General features: G+C 47.2%; 18 protein-coding genes. 11 read left to right on the top strand and 7 right to left on the bottom strand.

Features of this window, described 5'->3' with window-relative positions; all coding sequences use genetic code 11:
* Window positions 1–65 precede the first annotated feature (65 nt).
* From CI595_RS00450 to CI595_RS00435, 4 genes are all read left to right on the top strand, one after another.
* Entirely contained in the window at window positions 66–1,067 is a 1,002-nt protein-coding gene (locus CI595_RS00450; RefSeq protein WP_147737675.1) for an ABC-2 transporter permease, read from the top strand.
* 151 nt (window positions 1,068–1,218) lie between these two features.
* Window positions 1,219–2,181 (top strand): beta-ketoacyl-ACP synthase III, encoded by a 963-nt coding sequence (locus tag CI595_RS00445; RefSeq protein ID WP_095170610.1) that lies wholly within the window; start codon window positions 1,219–1,221, stop codon window positions 2,179–2,181.
* A gap of 14 nt (window positions 2,182–2,195) precedes the next feature.
* A complete protein-coding gene (locus CI595_RS00440) occupies window positions 2,196–2,675 on the top strand; it encodes an LURP-one-related/scramblase family protein (protein ID WP_095170608.1) in 480 nt (159 codons plus the stop codon).
* Window positions 2,676–2,713: 38 nt separating this feature from the next.
* Complete coding sequence (locus CI595_RS00435; protein ID WP_205728106.1) at window positions 2,714–3,568, top strand: class I SAM-dependent methyltransferase; 855 nt, start codon at window positions 2,714–2,716, stop codon at window positions 3,566–3,568.
* A 75-nt stretch (window positions 3,569–3,643) separates the two neighbouring features.
* On the opposite strand, the gene CI595_RS00430 is transcribed toward CI595_RS00435, so the two are convergent.
* Both CI595_RS00430 and CI595_RS00425 read right to left on the bottom strand, forming a co-directional pair.
* The gene (locus CI595_RS00430) at window positions 3,644–5,143 is read right to left on the bottom strand and encodes a tagaturonate reductase (RefSeq protein ID WP_095170605.1); all 1,500 of its coding nucleotides are present in this window, start codon (window positions 5,141–5,143) and stop codon (window positions 3,644–3,646) included.
* A gap of 93 nt (window positions 5,144–5,236) precedes the next feature.
* Window positions 5,237–6,718, bottom strand: a complete 1,482-nt coding sequence (locus CI595_RS00425) for a UxaA family hydrolase (RefSeq protein ID WP_095170603.1) — start codon at window positions 6,716–6,718, stop codon at window positions 5,237–5,239.
* A gap of 278 nt (window positions 6,719–6,996) precedes the next feature.
* On the opposite strand from CI595_RS00425, the gene CI595_RS00420 reads away from it, so the two are divergent.
* The 3 genes from CI595_RS00420 (at window position 6,997) to uraA (ending at window position 10,920) form a co-directional block, all read left to right on the top strand.
* Complete coding sequence (locus CI595_RS00420; protein ID WP_095170601.1) at window positions 6,997–7,998, top strand: LacI family DNA-binding transcriptional regulator; 1,002 nt, start codon at window positions 6,997–6,999, stop codon at window positions 7,996–7,998.
* Window positions 7,999–8,086: 88 nt separating this feature from the next.
* Entirely contained in the window at window positions 8,087–9,502 is a 1,416-nt protein-coding gene (gene uxaC / locus CI595_RS00415; RefSeq protein WP_095170599.1) for a glucuronate isomerase, read from the top strand.
* A gap of 155 nt (window positions 9,503–9,657) precedes the next feature.
* On the top strand, window positions 9,658–10,920 hold the full coding sequence (gene uraA / locus CI595_RS00410; RefSeq protein ID WP_095170597.1) for a uracil permease: 1,263 nt from the start codon (window positions 9,658–9,660) through the stop codon (window positions 10,918–10,920).
* A 153-nt stretch (window positions 10,921–11,073) separates the two neighbouring features.
* Here the strand turns inward: uraA and CI595_RS00405 are convergent, their stop codons facing one another.
* Entirely contained in the window at window positions 11,074–11,400 is a 327-nt protein-coding gene (locus tag CI595_RS00405) for a helix-turn-helix domain-containing protein (protein WP_065542505.1), read from the bottom strand.
* Between the two features lie 500 nt (window positions 11,401–11,900).
* Here CI595_RS00405 and CI595_RS00395 point away from each other — a divergent pair, with 500 nt between their 5' ends.
* A complete protein-coding gene (locus tag CI595_RS00395; RefSeq protein WP_095170593.1) occupies window positions 11,901–12,350 on the top strand; it encodes a hypothetical protein in 450 nt (149 codons plus the stop codon).
* Here CI595_RS00395 and CI595_RS00390 read toward each other — a convergent pair whose 3' ends face one another.
* Genes CI595_RS00390 through CI595_RS00375 form a run of 4 tightly spaced genes read right to left on the bottom strand, consistent with a single transcriptional unit; the run spans window position 12,351 to window position 15,403 of the window.
* Entirely contained in the window at window positions 12,351–13,106 is a 756-nt protein-coding gene (locus tag CI595_RS00390; protein ID WP_095170591.1) for an ABC transporter permease, read from the bottom strand. It abuts the gene before it with no gap.
* Complete coding sequence (locus CI595_RS00385) at window positions 13,103–14,071, bottom strand: ABC transporter ATP-binding protein (protein ID WP_095170589.1); 969 nt, start codon at window positions 14,069–14,071, stop codon at window positions 13,103–13,105. The genes CI595_RS00390 and CI595_RS00385 overlap by 4 nt, the downstream gene beginning before the upstream one ends.
* Before the next feature lie 6 nt (window positions 14,072–14,077).
* On the bottom strand, window positions 14,078–14,533 hold the full coding sequence (locus CI595_RS00380) for a GyrI-like domain-containing protein (RefSeq protein WP_095170587.1): 456 nt from the start codon (window positions 14,531–14,533) through the stop codon (window positions 14,078–14,080).
* 3 nt (window positions 14,534–14,536) lie between these two features.
* Window positions 14,537–15,403 (bottom strand): AraC family transcriptional regulator, encoded by an 867-nt coding sequence (locus tag CI595_RS00375; protein WP_095170585.1) that lies wholly within the window; start codon window positions 15,401–15,403, stop codon window positions 14,537–14,539.
* Window positions 15,404–15,922: 519 nt separating this feature from the next.
* On the opposite strand from CI595_RS00375, the gene CI595_RS00370 reads away from it, so the two are divergent.
* From CI595_RS00370 to CI595_RS00360, 3 genes are all read left to right on the top strand, one after another.
* Window positions 15,923–16,963, top strand: a complete 1,041-nt coding sequence (locus CI595_RS00370) for a CapA family protein (RefSeq protein WP_095170583.1) — start codon at window positions 15,923–15,925, stop codon at window positions 16,961–16,963.
* A gap of 46 nt (window positions 16,964–17,009) precedes the next feature.
* Window positions 17,010–17,666, top strand: a complete 657-nt coding sequence (locus CI595_RS00365; protein ID WP_095170581.1) for a hypothetical protein — start codon at window positions 17,010–17,012, stop codon at window positions 17,664–17,666.
* 231 nt (window positions 17,667–17,897) lie between these two features.
* A complete protein-coding gene (locus tag CI595_RS00360; protein ID WP_095170579.1) occupies window positions 17,898–18,572 on the top strand; it encodes a response regulator transcription factor in 675 nt (224 codons plus the stop codon).
* The last annotated feature ends 10 nt before the right edge of the window (window positions 18,573–18,582 follow it).

The raw sequence follows: 18,582 nt of genomic DNA, 5'->3' as shown, positions 1-18,582 counted from the left end.
AGGAAGGAAACAGACGTAAAGCGTTACAAATAAATACATTTCAGATAAGGGGTAAGGTGATTAATATGAATCCGGCAGATATTTTAAACATTGTAACTTCCCAGTATGGGAATGTTACGGAAAAGTATACGACGGGAATTATGCTGGCAGGGCTTGTTTTTGCACTGCTGAATTGTTTCATGGGATATAAGCTCAGAAAGATTTGGGGCAGTATCCTTGGACTTTTGATCGGTGCCGCGGGAGGCGGAATCGCGGGATATTATTTTCTTCATGAGGCAAAGTACGCGGTAATTGCAGGAATAGCCGGTGCAGTGGTGCTTGGCCTGCTTGCCTGGGTTTTCTATAAATTGGGAATTTTTGTGCTTTGTGCGGGCCTGGTGTATGCGCTGGCAAACTCTTTTCTAAGCGCACCTACAAATACCGGCAGGATCATCTGCATTGCCATAGGAATCTTTGCCGCTACCATGGCTATCGGTTATGAGGAGTATGTGATCATCGGCATTACGGGAATCTGCGGTGGTTTGGGCGCGATCAGGATCCTGTTTTCCATGACAGGCAAAGACGGCGGTGCAGGGACCTGGCTTCTGGGTCTGATCCTGGCTTTTTTGGGGATTGCGGTGCAGGCGGCCCCTCTTCTTCGGAACAGGGAGAAAAAGCAGGGACGAGGGAGCAGCAGGGAGCCTTTGTTTAACCGGAAAAAGAGGAAATTCAGCCTTCCTTCGCTGCCGGGCAGAAAAAAGAAGACAAAGAAGAAGACTGTTTATAAGACTACAGAGAAGAGCCGCGGCAATACATCATCCGGGCGGGCCCCTTCCGGGAGCAAAAGAAGCGGGAGCGGCAGCCAGGGAAGCGGCAGCCAGAGTCAGACACTCCGCAGGCAGACAGAGGAGCCGGGAGAAAAGACAAGAGAAATCCCCGATATGGCAAAACTGCGGGAACAGGACTATAATACCAGACCGAAACTGGATCATTCCTCATACAGTGGTGTGGGAACGGGAATTGACTTGGATGATCTGAGCCGGGAACTCTCCCAGGAAATCCAGAAAATATATAAAGAAGACGAGTGAGAAGGCCAGAGGCCGTTTGTGTAGTTGACAAACGGCCTCTTTCTTAGTATACTTTGAAAGAAAAGATTTGATTATCAAACTATTTGAAGGCATAAAGGAATTCCCGGATAGGATCCGGTGAAAATATGATAGAATAAGAGGTAGGAAGAGTATGGTAGCAAGGATAGCCGGAACAGGCAGTGCAGTTCCTGAAAATATTGTGACGAACGATGATTTATCCAGGGTTGTGGATACAAACGATGAATGGATCTCCACCCGGACCGGAATCCGGGAGAGGAGAATCGCAAAAGAGGAAAATACAACAATACTGGCATGCCGTGCCGCGAAAAAAGCACTGGAGAATGCCAACATGGATGCTGAGGATGTGGAGCTGATCATAGTGGCTACCTGTACGCCGGATTCTTTTTTTCCAAACACTGCCTGCCAGGTGCAGAAGGCCATAGGCGCCTCTCATGCTGTGGGATTCGATCTGAGTGCGGCCTGCTCCGGGTTTGTATTTGCACTGAGTACAGTTCAGGCGTATATAAAGAGCGGAGTTTATAAAAATGCCCTGATAATCGGAGCGGAAACCCTGTCAAAGCTGCTGAACTGGGAAGACAGGAGTACATGCGTGCTGTTCGGGGACGGAGCGGGTGCTGTTGTGGTAAGAGCTGATGAGACCGGGTTTGTGGATATGGTCCAGTGGTCAGACGGCAGAGGTGACCAGGTTCTCACCTGCGGTGCCCGCCAGATGAAAAATGTACTGGTGCCGGGCATACAGGAGACGGACTATGTAGCCATGGAAGGACAGCCTGTGTTCAAATTCGCAGTGAAGAAGGTACCGGAGTGTATCATGCAGGTACTTGAGAAAACAGGAATAGAAAAAGAGGAGATCAAGTATTATGTTCTGCACCAGGCCAACAGCAGGATTATCCAGTCTGTGGCAAAAAGGCTGAAGGAGGATGAGGAGAAATTCCCCATGAACCTGGAGCGGCACGGGAATACCTCGGCAGCCAGTATTCCAATCCTGCTGGATGAGATGAACCGTGAGGGCAAATTAGAAAAAGGGGACAAGGTTGTCCTGTCAGGTTTCGGAGCAGGGCTTACCTGGGGTGCTGTGCTGGTTGAATGGTAAAGGAGGAAGGATATATGAAATTACTGATAAAACAGAGAGTGTTTTCCTGGACGGATACTTATGATGTATATGATGAGAACGGAACGCCAAAATATTTTGTAAAAGGAGAGTTTCTTTCTATTGGCCACAAGATCCATATTTATCGTCACGACACCGGTGAGGAAGTGGGTATGGTGAGAGAGAAGCTGATGACGGTCATGCCCAGATTCGAGCTGATAACAGGCGGCAGGGTTCTGGGAAGTATACAAAAGCGCTTTGCACTGTTTAAACCCAAATACGAGATTGATTACAATGACTGGAGAGTGGAGGGAGACTTTCTGGAATGGGACTATGACGTCTATCAGGAATGCTGTCCCATCATGCATATCCGGAAGGAGCCTTTCCATTGGGGTGACACGTATGTGATCGATTATGCCTGCCAGGATGATGAACTGATCGGACTGCTGACCGTGATCGCCATTGATGCCGCCAACTGCAGCGATGGAAAACGGTAGACACAGAGAAATAGAGAGCGGGACAGGGAGGAAATCATTTGGAAAATAACAGTAGTAAATTGATCAGTTATATGAAACAAAGGCCAAAGGTCTATGAGTCAAGTACCTCTGCTTTCTGGGATGATGTACATATTTCCAAGTATATGCTGGAAGCGCACCTGGATCCGGATGATGAGGGGGCCACCAGAAAGCATGATTTTATAAAAAGATCTGCGGACTGGATTGCAGATTTCTGCGGGGGCGGGACCGGAAAAAGACTTCTTGATTTAGGATGTGGACCGGGACTTTATGCCGAATTGTTTGATGCGCGGGGATTCCAGGTGACAGGTCTTGATCTTTCTAGGCGTTCTGTCCGGTACGCGGAAGAACACGCTGCGAAGGTGGGCAGGGAAATCCGATATTATTATAAGAATTATCTGGAAATGGATTACCGGGAGGAATTTGATGTCATTACCTTGATCTATTGTGATTTTGGGGTACTGCCTCCAACGGACAGGAAGATTCTTCTTGAAAAAATCAAAAAAGCCCTGAAAAAGGGCGGGATTTTGATTCTCGACGGATTTACGGATGCGGCACCGTTTGAAGAACTTGAAACGGTCCGGTATCAGAAGGAGGGATTTTGGTCTGCGGCCCCCCATGTGGTGATCCAGCGCAATTACCGATACTGGGAAACGGCCAATACCCTGGAACAATATGTGATAATCACAGAAGATGACTGTGCCTGCTATAATCTTTGGAATCAGCGGTACACCAGGGAAACCTTTAAGGCGGAAATAGAAGGTGCGGGTCTTACCTGTATAGGATTTTATGATGATGTGGCAGGGAAACCATATACAGGGAAAGATGTTACAATCTGCGCAGCCGCACAGAAATTAGCCCCAAATGGAAACTAAAAAATACAGGTTTCCATTTGGGGCTATTATATTGCACTAGAGTGTGTCGGAATGAATTTTCAGACACACTCTAAATCAGCAGACAGACTTCATCAACTCATAGGCGCCGTCTTTCTGAATCTTTTTCAGCATTTCTGTTACTGCAGCTTCAAATCCGGGCAGGGATGTCAGATCCATATCCCAGAGTGCCTCATTGGTGCAGACTGCGTGTACATATTCTTCCGGTCCATCCTCTTTATGGGCGGCAAAGAAGGTAAGCACACTCCGGTCGTCCGATACGGTGTAAGTGTCGCCTTTTGGGCGGCTGGCGGCAAGTCCGGTGTCGGTCAGTTCTCTGCCCTGGTAGAAGGCCAGATAAAAAGCAAAAGACGCGGTGAGGCAGACAGGCAGTTTTCCAGTCTGTTCTGCATAGGCTTTCAAGGACGGCAGTACCCTTGCTTTCCACTTGGAAGTGGAATTCAGGGAGATGGACAGCAGTGCATGGTCTATAAACGGATTTTTAAAACGCTCCGTAACAGCAGATGCGAAACTTTCCAGTTCTTCCTTTGGAAGAGACAGGGTAGGGATGATTTCGTCATAGACCGCATGATTCATAAAACCGCATATGACGGCATCCTCCATACAGTCACGCACAATGTCAAATCCGGCCAGATACGCGCCCATGACCATGGAGGTATGGGCACCATTTAAGATGCGCACTTTTCGCTCCTTGTATGGTTTGTGGTCATCGGTGATGAGTACCGGGAGTCCGGCTTCCTCAAACCGGAGTTCTTCTTTTAAGGAGGCAGGTCCTTCTATTACCCAAAAGGCAAATACTTCTCCGGTATCCATGGCAGCATCCTCCCAGCCGTTTTCCCGGTTCAGCGTATCCTCCTCCCCTTTGGGAAAACCGGTCACGATCCGGTCCACAAGTGTGGAACAAAACATATTTTCTTCGTCCAGCCAAGTGAGGAAATCTTGTTCCAGGTTCCACTGTGTGGCATAGGAGAGCACACACTTTTTCAGTTCTTTTCCGTTTTCAGCGATCAGTTCGCAGGGTAGGATGACAAATCCTTTTCCTTTGTTACGGCCAAAGATTTCATAGCGGCGGTATAGGAACTGGGTCAGTTTGCCCGGAAAGCTGGCAGCCGGCTTATCCTCAAACGCACAGGAAGGGTCGTAGACGATCCCTGCCTCCGTTGTATTGCAGGTTATGTAACGAAGGTCCGGATTTTCTGCACAAGCCATAACTGCCTCATAGTCTGCATAAGCATTGAGGCAGCGGCTGACACAGGAAATGACCCGCTTATCGCTGACCCTTTTGCCATTTTCAAAGCCCCGCAGGTATAAAGTATAGAGCCCTTCCTGCGCATTCAGATCATCGGCAAGGCTGTGGCCCGGGCGTTTTTGCCTGGGCTGTACAAGGACTGCTTTGCCGTGAAACCCTGTCTTTTCATTTAATACATCAATAAAGTAGTCTGTAAAGGCGCGCATAAAATTGCCTTCTCCGAACTGGAGTACACGTTCGGGAGCCTCCGGGAGAAGATAGCCTTTATATTTTTTCTCTTTTAATATCTGATAACTGAGTTTTTCCATGATTTCTATTCTCCTGTCGGTTTATTTACCCCTTTAAGCTGCAGAAAGACCCGGTTAAAACCCGGCGTTGTGTCTGACTGCAGCAGTGTGGGTTTAGAGGGTCACACCTTGCTTAAAAATCGCCATGTCGTGAAAACCGGCTTCCTCTGCCTTAACCTTCTCCCCGGAAGCTACACGCAGCACATATTCAAAAAGCTGGCCGCTCAAATCCTCCAATGTGACACCCTCCACCAAGGGGCCGCAGTTGAAGTCGATCCAGTTTTTCTTCTTCTCATAGAGCGCAGAGTTACTGGAAATTTTCACGGTAGGCACAGGGGACGCAAAAGGGGTGCCTCTTCCTGTGGTAAACAGGACAATATGAGCCCCTGAAGCGGCCAGAGCTGTGGAGGCCACCAGGTCATTGCCCGGAGCGCTCAACAGGTTCAGTCCCTTCTCCTTCACCGGTTCGCCGTAGGAGAGAACACCTTTCACAGGCGCGCTGCCTGATTTCTGGGTACATCCCATGGACTTGTCCTCCAGTGTGGAGATCCCGCCTTTTTTATTGCCGGGTGACGGATTTTCGTAAATTGTCTGGTTGTGGCTTTTGAAATAATTCTTAAAACCATTGATCAGATCAACTGTTTTGGCAAACAGTGCCTCATTGGCACAGCGGTTCATAAGCAGGGTCTCTGCGCCGAACATCTCAGGTACTTCCGTCAGAATGGTGGTGCCGCCCTTGGAGATGAGCAGATCAGAGAAACCTCCCACAGTGGGGTTGGCAGTGATGCCGGACAGACCGTCGCTGCCGCCGCACTTCATACCGATGACAAGTTCCCTGCAGCTGATGGGTTCTCTTGTAAAGCTGCCTGCATAATCTGCAAGTTCCCGGATCATAGCAAGTCCATCACGGATCTCATCCTCGGATTCCTGGGCTGTCAGAAATCGAACTCTTTGGGGATCATAGGACCCAATATATTTTTTCAGTTCCTCAATATTGCTGTTTTCACATCCAAGCCCAAGTACCAGAACACCGCCTGCATTGGGATGGTTGACCAAGTCTGCGAGTATCTGCCGTGTGTATTCCTGGTCATCCCCCATTTGGGAGCATCCGTACGGATGGGGAAATGCTGCGATATCGTCGATGGTGCCGGTCTTATAGATCTGTGCCTGTCTTTCAATGGCGGATGCCACGTTGTTGACACAGCCTACAGTAGGGATGATCCAGATTTCGTTGCGGACCCCCACCCGGCCGCTGTCTCTTTTGTAGCCGTTAAAGAAGCGGTCTTCTGTAACGGGAAGTTCAGCTGTGTTCTTATGATACGAATAGGTGAGAAGCTCACCCAGGCCTGTCTTCATATTATGTGTATGGATCCAGGTGCCTGGGGCAATATCCTCCTTAGCCAGTCCGATTGGGGAGCCGTACTTGATGACTGCCTCACCTGTCCGGATATCCTTCAGGGCAAACTTGTGCCCCTGGGGAATATCCTCTGATAACAGGAGTTCCTTGTTGTCCAAATGGACAGAAGTGCCTTTTGTGAGCGGTGTAAGCGCTACGGCAACACTGTCATCCGGATGGATCTTCAGATAAGTCTGCATGGGAATTTTCATCCTCCTTCATAAATTGCCATTCCAAATAATGGGAAAGTTTGAAATGTAAGAGCTTACACTAAATCTACAACTTGGCAGGGGTTTCGTCAACTTGAATTTTCAAAATCCTGTAAAAAATAAGATATTTATTAAAAATAGACAAAAATATAGTGGAAAACTTGTGAAAAATATGGCGGCGAAAAGAATTGATTTTTCTTTTTTCTATCTGTATAATGAAAAATAAAGTGTAAGGGCTTACACTTCCACGGCGAAAGGATAGTGGGATTATGAATATATACGATATCGCCAAGCTGGCAGGGGTTTCCATTGCGACAGTATCACGCGTGGTCAATGACAGTCCCAAGGTGAGTGAAAAGACAAAAGAAAAGGTACGGGCAGTCATGGCAGCCAATGACTACATACCGAATGTATTTGCCAGGGGCATGAGCCTTAACTCCATGAAGACAGTGGGCATTATCTGTCCCAGTGTCTCAGACCATTATATGGCGTCTGCTGTGTCCTACCTGGAAAAGAACCTGAGGAACTACGGATATGACTGTATTTTATACTGCAGCGGATATGAACAGGAGGACAAGGAGATCTCTGTGCAGATGATCCTGCAGAAGCGCATTGACGCGCTGCTTTTAGTTGGTTCCTGTTATGCGGGGGACAAGGAGTATGGGGAAGACATTACTTATATTAAGAAGGCTTCCGAAGAGATCCCGGTCTTTATTATGAACGGCTTTATCAGCGGGGAGAATATCTACTGTATGCTCACAGACGATTACCAGTCTGTCTATGATGCCGCTTCCGCCATGCTTGCGTCCGGCAGGAGGCAGATCCTGTTCCTCAGCGACTCTTATTCATACAGTGCGATGCACAAGCTGCAGGGATATGAGGATGCTTTGAAGGCGGCAGGTATTCCGGTGCTTGGGGAGCGCAAGGTCTATATTAAGAATGAGATCCATCTGGTGCGGGATATTTTGCTGGCCAGAAGAGATCTGGAGTTTGACGGGGTCATCGCCACAGATGACGGCCTGGCAGTGGGCGCTGTAAAATATGCCAGGGCCAAGAGGCTGTCCGTGCCCAAGGATATCAGTATCATAGGTTACAATAATTCAGAACTTTCCATTGGATGCGAGCCGGAGCTGACATCCATAGACGGCAGGGGTGATCTGTTATGCAAAATGACAATTGACTCCCTGATGGAGGTCTTAAAAGGGGAGGACGTGGAGCACAGAAAATATGTGCGGTGCCGTCTGGAAAAACGGTGTACCACGGACTTTTGACAAAAAGAGGTAACTTATATCCCAAAGCTCAGCCCGTGGCTGTCAAGCCTGATGGGATATGTATAAAAATATAAGGAGGCAATGTTTTATGAAACAATTTATGGACAAAGATTTTCTTTTAAGTACACCCACCGCACAGGAATTATATCATGATCTTGCGGCTAAGGTACCGGTTCTTGACTACCACTGCCATATCAATCCTCAGGAGATCGCAGAGGACAGAAGGTTTGAGAACATCACGCAGGTATGGCTGGGCGGAGACCATTACAAATGGCGCCAAATGCGTTCCAACGGTGTGGAGGAGCGCTATATTACCGGTGACGCACCGGACAGGGAAAAATTCCAGAAATGGGCGGAGACGCTGGAGAAAGCTATCGGCAACCCCCTGTTTCACTGGAGCCATCTGGAACTGCAGCGGTATTTCGGATATACAGGTGTTTTAAACGGGGACACTGCGGAGGAGGTATGGAACCTGTGCAATGAAAAGCTCCGGGAGCCTTCCATGAGTGCGAGAAACCTGATCATACAGTCAAATGTCACACTGATCTGTACCACAGACGACCCGGCAGATGACCTGAAATGGCATAAGGCGCTTGCCGAGGATATCAGCTTTCCGGTACAGGTGCTTCCTGCATGGAGACCGGACAAGGCCATGAATCTGGAAAAAGCGGATTACGGCCAGTATCTGGAGACTTTAGCGGCAGCAGCCGATATGGACATCCAGTCTTTTGAGGATTTAAAGACAGCTCTTAAGTCCAGAATGGCATTTTTCAATGAGATGGGATGCCGTGCGTCAGACCATGGGCTGGAGTTTGTTATGTATGTTCCGGCAGCAGAGGATGAGGTAGAGGCTATTTTCCAGAAACGTCTGAATGATGAGACGGTTACCAGAGAGGAAGAGCTGAAGTTTAAGACTGCATTTATGCTTTTTGCTGCCGCGGAGTATGCAAAGATGGGCTGGGCAATGCAGCTCCATTATGGCTGTAAACGTGACAATAACAAAGATATGTACGCAAAAGTGGGGCCGGATACAGGATATGACTGCATCAATAATTATGCGCCGTCAGGACAGATCGCGGACTACTTAAACGCACTGGATCAGGAGGGAAATCTTCCAAAAACCATTATCTACAGTCTGAATCCCAATGATGATGAGGCTATTGGTACCATTATCGGGTGCTTCCAGAACTCTGACGCTGTGGGAAAAATACAGCAGGGTTCCGCATGGTGGTTCAATGACCATAAGACAGGAATGACAAAACAGATGACATCCTTGGCAAATCTGGGGCTGCTGGGTAATTTTATCGGTATGCTGACAGATTCCAGAAGTTTTCTTTCTTATCCGCGGCATGAGTATTTTAGAAGGATACTTTGTGAGCTGATCGGAAATTGGGTGGAAAACGGAGAGTATCCTATGGATAGGAAGATGCTGGAGAAAATTGTGAAAGGGATTTCTTATAATAATGCGGTGCGTTATTTTGGGTTTGAACTGGATGTGAAATAAAATTCGAGACAGAGGCCTGTGTGGAAGAGATTCCATGCAGGCTTTTTTCTTAGCAGATAGGATGTATTACCTTTGGAAACGTCGAATTTTGTATGGCAGATTACCAGCTATTGTGTTAAAATAAACGGAAAAGGATTTAAGAGAGGAGAAATATTGTGGAAAATCGAAGAATTATCCAGGTGGAAGAGAAAGTTCCGCCAAAACTTCTGATACCACTCAGTATCCAGCATATGTTTGCCATGTTCGGCGCGTCTGTGCTGGTTCCGTTTTTGTTTGGTATCAATCCGGCAGTGGTCCTGTTTATGAACGGTGTGGGAACCCTGCTTTTTATACTGATAACTAAGGGGAAGGCGCCGGCTTATCTGGGTTCCAGTTTTGCTTTTATCGCACCGGCCAGTATTGTGATCAGTAAATTCGGATACGCTTATGCACTGGGCGGGTTTGTGGCAGTGGGATTTTTGGGATGTATTCTGTCTTTTATCATTTACAAATTCGGCTCTGACTGGATAGATATTGTGCTCCCTCCGGCAGCCATGGGTCCGGTGGTGGCCCTTATCGGTCTGGAATTGTCAAGCACGGCGGCCAACAATGCAGGTATGCTGGATGAGGCAGTGGAACCGAAAAACGCGGTCGTATTTTTGGTGACTTTGGGCGTTGCGGTGATCGGCTCAGTAGTGTTCCGGAAATTTTTGTCGGTGATTCCCATTCTGATAGCGATCCTTGCGGGATATGCTGCGGCACTGCTCTGCGGGATCGTGGATTTTACGGAGGTGGCAAATGCCTCTATCTTTGCAATGCCAAATTTCTCAGCGCCTAAGTTCAATCTGCAGGCAGTATTGATCATTCTTCCGGTCATTCTGGTCATTGCTTCGGAGCATATCGGACATCAGATCGTTACGGGTAAGATAGTGGGAAGGGATTTGATCAAGGACCCTGGACTGCACCGCTCCCTTTTTGCGGATAACTTTTCTACCATGATCTCCGGTTTTATCGGTTCAGTGCCCACTACCACATACGGTGAGAATATCGGTGTTATGGCAGTGACAAGGGTTTACAGTGTATATGTGATCGGCGGAGCCGCAGTGCTTTCCATTGTCTGCTCCTTTGTGGGTAAGCTGTCAGCACTTATCAGCACCATTCCGGGACCGGTCATCGGAGGGATTTCTTTCCTTTTGTATGGTATGATCGGTACTTCCGGTATCCGGATTCTGGTGGATGGACGTGTGGATTATGGCCGTTCCAGAAATCTGGCGCTGACATCTGTGATATTTGTGACCGGTTTGTCGGGAATCTCTGTCAGATTTGGACAGATAGAATTAAAGGGTATGGTCTTGGCTTGTGTGGTTGGAATGCTCTTAAGCCTGTTGTTCTATGTGCTGGACAGGTTTAAACTGACCAATGATTTTGAGGAAGAATAGAATTGTATAAATGATGGGGGACCGGCATTGGTTTAAATATAAAGACCAATGCCGGTTTTTATATTGGGATCAATTTACAGCGAGAAGAACAAAGAAACCGTAGGGTATGTTATTTCGATGCAGTGGGGATGTATATGCAGATGGATCTCCGAGTTATTTCGGATAGTTTTTTAAGAATATTTCAATGATCTCCTGAAGCACCCTCTGGCTTTTGAAATCCAGGGAGCGCATTTGCTCTGCGTACTTTGACATTCTGGCCTCATGGCTGGCACTGATGACTCCCGAGAGAAGTTCATCTGCAGAGGCTTCCAGAGCATTGGCGATCACGGAGAAGGTTTCCAGTGTGGGGATTTTTTCACCGCGCTCGATCATTCCAATATATGCTGCACTTAGATGAACTTCCTCAGCCAGTTTTTCCTGGCTCCAGGATTTTGCCTTGCGTTTGGCGCGAATCTGAAATCCGATGTCTGAAAAATCCATATGCTTTCTCCTTCGTGTTTGCTCTGCTATAAGTATAGGTGAGAAAGGAGAGAAAGGACAGCAACCAGTAGTGAACTATTTGCACTGTCAGTTTATGCATATGAAAAAATAAGGAACAACTCCAACGGAAAATGCATCGCTGGTAAAGGCGGTGCGAATGATCTGCGCCATGGAATCCAGTGGCAGAATATGATGTACAGTCTGCCGCCACCCGGGCAGGGCAATGGGCAGCCAGATCAGGGTGTCCGCAATGACAATGGCCCCGCGGTTTACAGGCGGGGTTTTTGAAAACGTGAGATGTCCTTCGTCTTGGCTTCTGAGTTCTGGAATGGAAGGCAGGCAAATCCGCATATGACAAATATTATTGTGGGAGCACCGGTTGCCAGGTACAACATGGTGGTTTTGTCAAGATGTAGAATTCGTATCTTGACTCTTACATCATGTAATGGTTTATACTTTTGACAAGGATAAAATGAGAAAAAAGAAAGGATGTGTTTAGAATGTGCCGGGAGTGCTATGCATATGAGGACCGAATCACGCCGCTTTTAAATCCAAAAGATTGTCTGAGAGATCATACCCAGTACATCTGCGGAACATGCGGGCGCTGTATCTGTATGGAACGGGAACCGAAAAGAGGCATGCAGAGGTGGAATTTTCCGTTTATGTCTTTGGAGCAGGCAAAGCTCTATCTGCGAACTGCTGATATTACCATGAAAAAGTCATGCGGAATCTATGAACTGAAGAATACCCAGGGAAGAGTTTCTTATAAAATCTTCCCCGGTACAGAAGAATTGCAGGTTTATTTGAAAAAGAACCAAAATAAGAGATGTGAAACCATGCTGCCAGTTTTTTCTGAGAAGGAATACCGGGAGTATCCAAACACCCGGATACGGAGGTTGGAGCAGGCGGAAATAGAAAGGTATCTGCAGGAGAAAAATGCGCTGAGATAACTACAGATCGGTTTCCTTTTTCAGCCTGTACGCGGCAAAGAAAAATCCCAGCCCTCCCATAAGAAGCAGCAGGCATACAGTAAAGACAAGCTCCCTGCCATGTATGGTCCCATACAGCAAAATAGAGCGTATATGATTGATCACATGTGTAAAAGGGTTGAGATTTACTGCGGCTTTCAGCACTCCCGCAGTGCCGTCAACGGGAAACAAAGCAGAGCTTAAAAAGAAAACAGGAAGCACAATGGCATTCATTACTGTCTCGTACATCATCTCATTGGGGAGGATCAGGCTGATGCCATAACAAATACCAGACATAAAAAATGCTGTCAGAAAGACCAGCAGCAGTATGATGGAGATGCCAATAAGGCCGGCACTGAATTTTACGGAAAAGAATAAACTCAAGATCCCCATGATCCCCACCTCCAAAAAGGTGCAGAGAACACCCTCCAGGATCTGTCCAAGTATGATGGAGCTCCTTTTGACCGGAGCGATGAGGATTCTGTAGAAGCTGCCTTCCGCCTTCAGCATGTAATTCATGATACCGCTGCTGCTGCACACAGAGAAGGAGACCAGCACCATGAGGCCCGGCAGAATAAATGCCGTGTAATTGCCTATCGCTGCCCCGTTCATGGTCTGACCGGCAACCGCGCTGTATAAGGCCAGCCAGAGAAAAGGCTGGGTCAGCGTGATGACAATGGTGAATTTGTTGTGAAAGCGCCATTTTATATTTTTCCATAGGATGGCAAAGACCGTCATATGCAGCTCCCCTTTCCGGTATCCTCTGTGAATTTCAGAAATATGTCATCCAAAGACGGCTGCTTTATCTCAATACCCAGAAAAGGTATATTGTTTTTCAGCAGATATACATTGGCTTTTGTCAGATCTGTGTGGATATCCTCTGTGAAGATCATACAGAAATTATCCTGGATCCTTACCTTCCCGCCCGGAAAAAGTCCGGCCATCGGCGCTGCAGAGTCTTTGGCAGCCGCCTTGGAGGAAAAGCGGATACGGATCATATCCTGTCTGATATACTGTCTCAGCTCAAATGGCGTACCCTGGGCTGCCTCCCTGCCATCTTTCATGATGCAGACAGTATCACTCAGGCTGTCCGCTTCCTCCAGATAGTGTGTTGTCAGAAAGACAGTGGTGCCAAATTCTTCCCGTATTTTACCTAACATTTCCCACATAGCCATACGGGACTGGATATCCATGCCAACTGTGGGTTCATCCAGAAAAAGGATCTCCGGCTCGGACATGAGATTCAGGGCAATATCCAGCCGCCTTTTTATGCCGCCGGAGTAGGAGGAGACCGGGTATTCCAAATACGGGATCAAGTCAAAAGCGTGTATGAGTTTGTCCATACGTTTTTGGGCAGCGGCTTTGGGAATCCTGTATAGACGGCTCTGAAACATCATATTTTCTTTAAGTGACAAATGAGTATCAATGGAAGTCTGCTGGGAAACACAGGCAATACGGGCGCGTATTTTTTCCGCATCCCTGTGAAGGTCCCAGTCCAGAACGGATATCCTTCCGCTGTCCGGTCTGAGAAAGGTAGTCAATATCCGTATCAAGGTTGACTTCCCCGCACCATTTTCCCCCAGCAGGGTGAAAATTTCCCCTCTTTTTACAGACAGGCTCAGTCCGGATAGAGCCTGCACGCCGTTTTTATATTGTTTGTCCACATCTTCAGCCAAAATAGCGTATTGCGTTGTCTGCTGCATACTGCCTCAATCCTCCTCAATGGGAAACTGGATTTCCGTAATGTATTTGTCAGGGTTTCCTTTTAAGATCATACCCGGCCCCTTGAGGAAGACTTCCCGAAAAGGTGGTTTTAGGACCAGATGATGACTGGAAGCAAAGGCGTCTATGGCTTCATATGCCTGAGGAAGTGTCTCATAAGAACCTATATGCGTGACACAGACGGCCTTTATACGCGGAAATTCTTTTACCTCTACCCCGTTGCCGGCTGGGGTTTCTAAAGTGGGAACGCACAATTCCATTTGTCCCATCTTTGTTTCCGGGTCCATACTGATATAAGAAAAAAATGGGGCGCCATTTGTTTTTCCCCGGACGGACTTAAACACATGGGGGAAAATGCTGTTGGCTTTGGTGGCATCTCCACGGTATTTCATGAATGCAGCCCGTATAGGCTCGATTTCTCTGATTTCTGCTTTATGATCCATAAATCAATGCTCCTTATTCTGTGTTATTGCGATCCATACCTGAAAGTGGCCGTTTTCCGGCTGCTTTTCATATATGGGATAGACTTCTACATCCGGCAGATATGCATAATCATATCCGGAGAAAGGCAGCCATTCTGTCACAAACCGGCGGAATATTTCCTGCACCTGCTGTTTCAGGCTTCCGTCGCTCTCAAAGACTACCCATGTGGCAGCCGGTATGGTGTATGCAAACATCCCGTCAGGCACCGGGCCTTCTGTCTGGGCGGCTATATAATAGAAGATATGCAGCGGGTCCTGATAAATACTGACACCCAGTATAGTTCCAAGTTTCTGGTCAGAGAGGGAACAGATTTCCCTGAACTTTGGGCTTTCCATGGTTTGTTTCCAGAAAGAAGGGATAACCTCCATGTTTTTCTCCATGTTTTCTGTCAGTGGGATGCGTATGCCTGCAATGCGCATGGATCCTTTTTGTTCGATGCGGTAAGTCATAGGTGTTTCTCCCGTTACAGTGACGGAAAAACTGACAGCGGGATATGCATTCAAAACACATCCTTCATTTCTGGCGGCTGTGGGAGGAATCCCGTGTACACTTTGAAAGGCACGGTTGAATGAGGTAGGGGAAGTATAGCCGTACTTCAGGGCAATGTCCAGAACCTTCCGGTTTGTGCGCTGCAGTTCAAAAGCAGCCTGTGTCATTTTTCGTTTTCGGATGTAATCAGACAGGGGGATCCCTGCCACATAAGAAAACATGCGCTGAAAATAATAGGTGGAGCAGCAGGCAATCTCTGCCGCCTTGTCATAGGAAATCTCCTTGTCCAGATTCTCTTCAATATACGCCATGGCATTACTTAATTTTGTTAACCATTCCATTGTTTTGCCTCCTTGCTTACAGCATATCTTATAAAAATAGTATAATCCTCTCTTTTGGTGCCCTGTTTTGTAAAGGAAAGATCCGTTTTCATGTCCGGTTTAGGGTCACAGCACCAAACGCTTATACGGATATGGGTTACGCTCACACTATTATCATGCAAAATGATATATTGTCTGATAATATACGGATAAGTGCTCCGGCCATACGGTCTGCAGGAATGTTACACACCTGTAACGCATTCTGTCATAGATTACATCCGGAACCGGGCATAAACAGCGGAAAGAGGATGGAAATTTTACATTTGTGGTATATGACATGTTAAGAATTTATTTTTTATTGTACACAAAAATGCAAAGATAGTCACAAACTTTGTCATTTCATTAAAAAAATAGTCACTGGTTTGTACAAGTAAAGTCGTTCAAACTTAAAATAAGATAGCTTATATTAGTAACAACTTTTCTATATAATACCAAACATGGACAGCAAATCCAGTCATTTGCTGTGAAAGAGGGGCTATTATGGATAAAAAGATCAGAAGGAACCGGATAAGGCGTGCCCGGCAGGTCAGGCGTATCAAGAAGAGACTTACATCAGGTGTGCTCCTGCTGGCAGCGCTGCTTTTCATTTTCCTGTTTTTTGTGCCAAAGGTATCTGCAAAGAGAGAATTAAAAGCACAGGCAGCCCGGGAACAGGAACTGGAATCTAAGATGACAAAGGTTACCATTGGAGCTGTCGGTACCTGTATCTTTGGCGACGAGCGGGGGACAGGGGAAAAGGGAAGTTTCCTGGAAGCATACAAAAAGGAAGATGATCCGGCTTACTTTTTTCAGAAGGTGAAAAAAGAGCTGGATAAAGCCGATGTAAATGTTGCGAATTTTATCGGAGATATGTCAGATGAGACCGCAGCAGGCAGGAAGCACCCCATTAAGGGACAGAAAGAATATGCAGATATTTTCAAAGCGGGTTCTATTGATTTAGTGAACCTGGCTAATGACAGAACAAAGGACTACGGACAGGACGGCTTTTACGATACAGCCATTGCATTGAACGAAGCGGGAGTGGGAGCATTTGGACATGACCGGGTTTCTTTTAAAAATGTAAATGGAATTCAAATTGGCTTCATCGGCATTGATGTGCTTGACAAATCTATGGATATGCAGGCACTGCTGGTTAAGAATATACAGCTGGCAAAGGGCGCAGGCGCACACATGGTAATTGTGTGTATGAACTGGGGCAGTGAAGGGGCCCAAAAGCCCGGCAAAAGCCAGGAGGAATGGGCACACAGAGCCGTTGAAGCGGGGGCAGATCTGGTGCTGGGGTATCACCCTTCCCATGTACAGCAGGTAGAGAGATATGAGGGGAGTTATATCATATACAGCCTGGGAGTATTTTGCAATGGGGCAGATAAGAACCCTGAGGTTTGGGACAGCGTGATATACCGCCAGACATTCGGGTTTTTGGATGGAAAGCTTGCGAAGGCCTGGGAACCGGAGCAGATTCCATGCAGGATATCATCCGATTCCGGGGAAAATAATTTTCAGCCGGAATTGGGTGTTTAAAACCCGCCCCTGAAAAATCTGAAAGAACAAAGGAGAAAAAAGGGATATGAGAGCAAGAAAAATCATGGTTTTAGCAGCAGCAGCGATTTTATCTGCCAGTCTTTTGGCAGGATGTGGTGACAGCAGGGAGGAGCAAGATACAAAAACAAAGACAGAAGATACGGCAAAGAAGGACAAGGAAACAAAAAAAGAAGATACCAAGGTAATAAATCCGAAGAAGAAGACAGAAGAAGAAAAATCCGGTGAAAGCAGTACAGATTCTGATAAGAAGGACACATCTCAGGGGGAAGGCAGCAGCCAGGGCAGCGTGGAAAACCAGGAGAACGCAGAAGGCAGTGAAAGTTTGGAAAACCAGGAAAATGGGGAAAACAATGGGGATACCAGCAGTGTCATGGATGAATTTACTGATGAAAACGGGCATTATGATCCGTCAGGCGGAAGAGAAACTTATGAGACCGCAGGTTATGTCCTTAGCGTGGATGGCAATACCATGAGGATTGACGAGGAGAATACAGAAGGCCGTACTTACCAAGGGGAGGGGGAAGACAGGGCTACGGTCTATGATTTAGGCATGGCTCTTGTGGACTGTCCCGTACTTATAAAGGCAGGCCTCAGCGTGGATGTGGAGTATTATGTGGAGGACGGGGTCAATTATGCAGTCCATGTTTACAGTGACGGCGATGAAAAAGAACCCATCGGATGAGATCAATATGGAGCCATAACCGTGTGAGAGACCGGCAGCTTTTTAGCCGGCTTTTCACACGGTTCTGTTCCCGGAACTACAGAGGACTATCTGCAGTTCCGGGGATTTTTTTAGCTTCTTTTAAGGTTTTTATGATATTATGATAATAAAACAATTTACGATCTCCTTTCCCGGATCCGTACATGGGGGAAAGGTGATCATCTATCTTATTGCATCCACAGGAGGGAAAACATGCGGCTACTTCTTGCAGAAGACGAAAAAGAGCTGGCAAACGCGCTGGCAGCAGTGTTGAAGCACAACAATTATTCCATAGATGTGGTCTATAACGGGGCAGATGCCTATGACTGGGCCCAGGCGGCTGCGTATGACGGTATGATACTGGATATCATGATGCCCAGGATGAGCGGCCTTGAAGTGCTGGAAGCGCTGAGAAAGCAGGGCTGTACTGTGCCTATCCTGCTTCTCACTGCAAAGGGGGAGATTGAAGACCGGGTCACAGGACTTGATCTGGGAGCGGACGATTATCTTCCAAAACCTTTTGCCATGAAAGAACTGCTTGCCAGGATCAGGGCCATGACCAGGAGAAAGTCAGAGTTCTCAGCAAATGTGCTGGATTTCCATGAGTTGACCCTGAACCGGGAGAATTTTGAACTGGGCTATAAAAGCCAGTCTCTCCGTTTGGGAAATAAGGAGTTTCAGATGATGGAAATGCTCATGAGAAATTCCAATCAGTTTATCTCAGCAGAGCAGTTCATGGAAAAGATATGGGGATTTGAAGCGGAGGCCGAGGTGAGTGTGGTATGGGTCTATCTCTCCTATTTGCGAAAGAAACTCCAGAGTCTGGGTGCACCTGTGGAAATCAAGGCAGCCAGGGGAATCGGGTATAAACTGGAGAAAAAAGCCTGAGCCGGAAAGG

The organism is Blautia hominis (genome assembly GCA_002270465.1).
GTDB classification, from domain to species: Bacteria; Bacillota; Clostridia; order Lachnospirales; family Lachnospiraceae; genus Blautia; species Blautia hominis.
The sequence above is the reverse complement of the archived record's forward strand: the minus strand, read 5'-3'. Positions and strand labels throughout refer to the sequence as shown.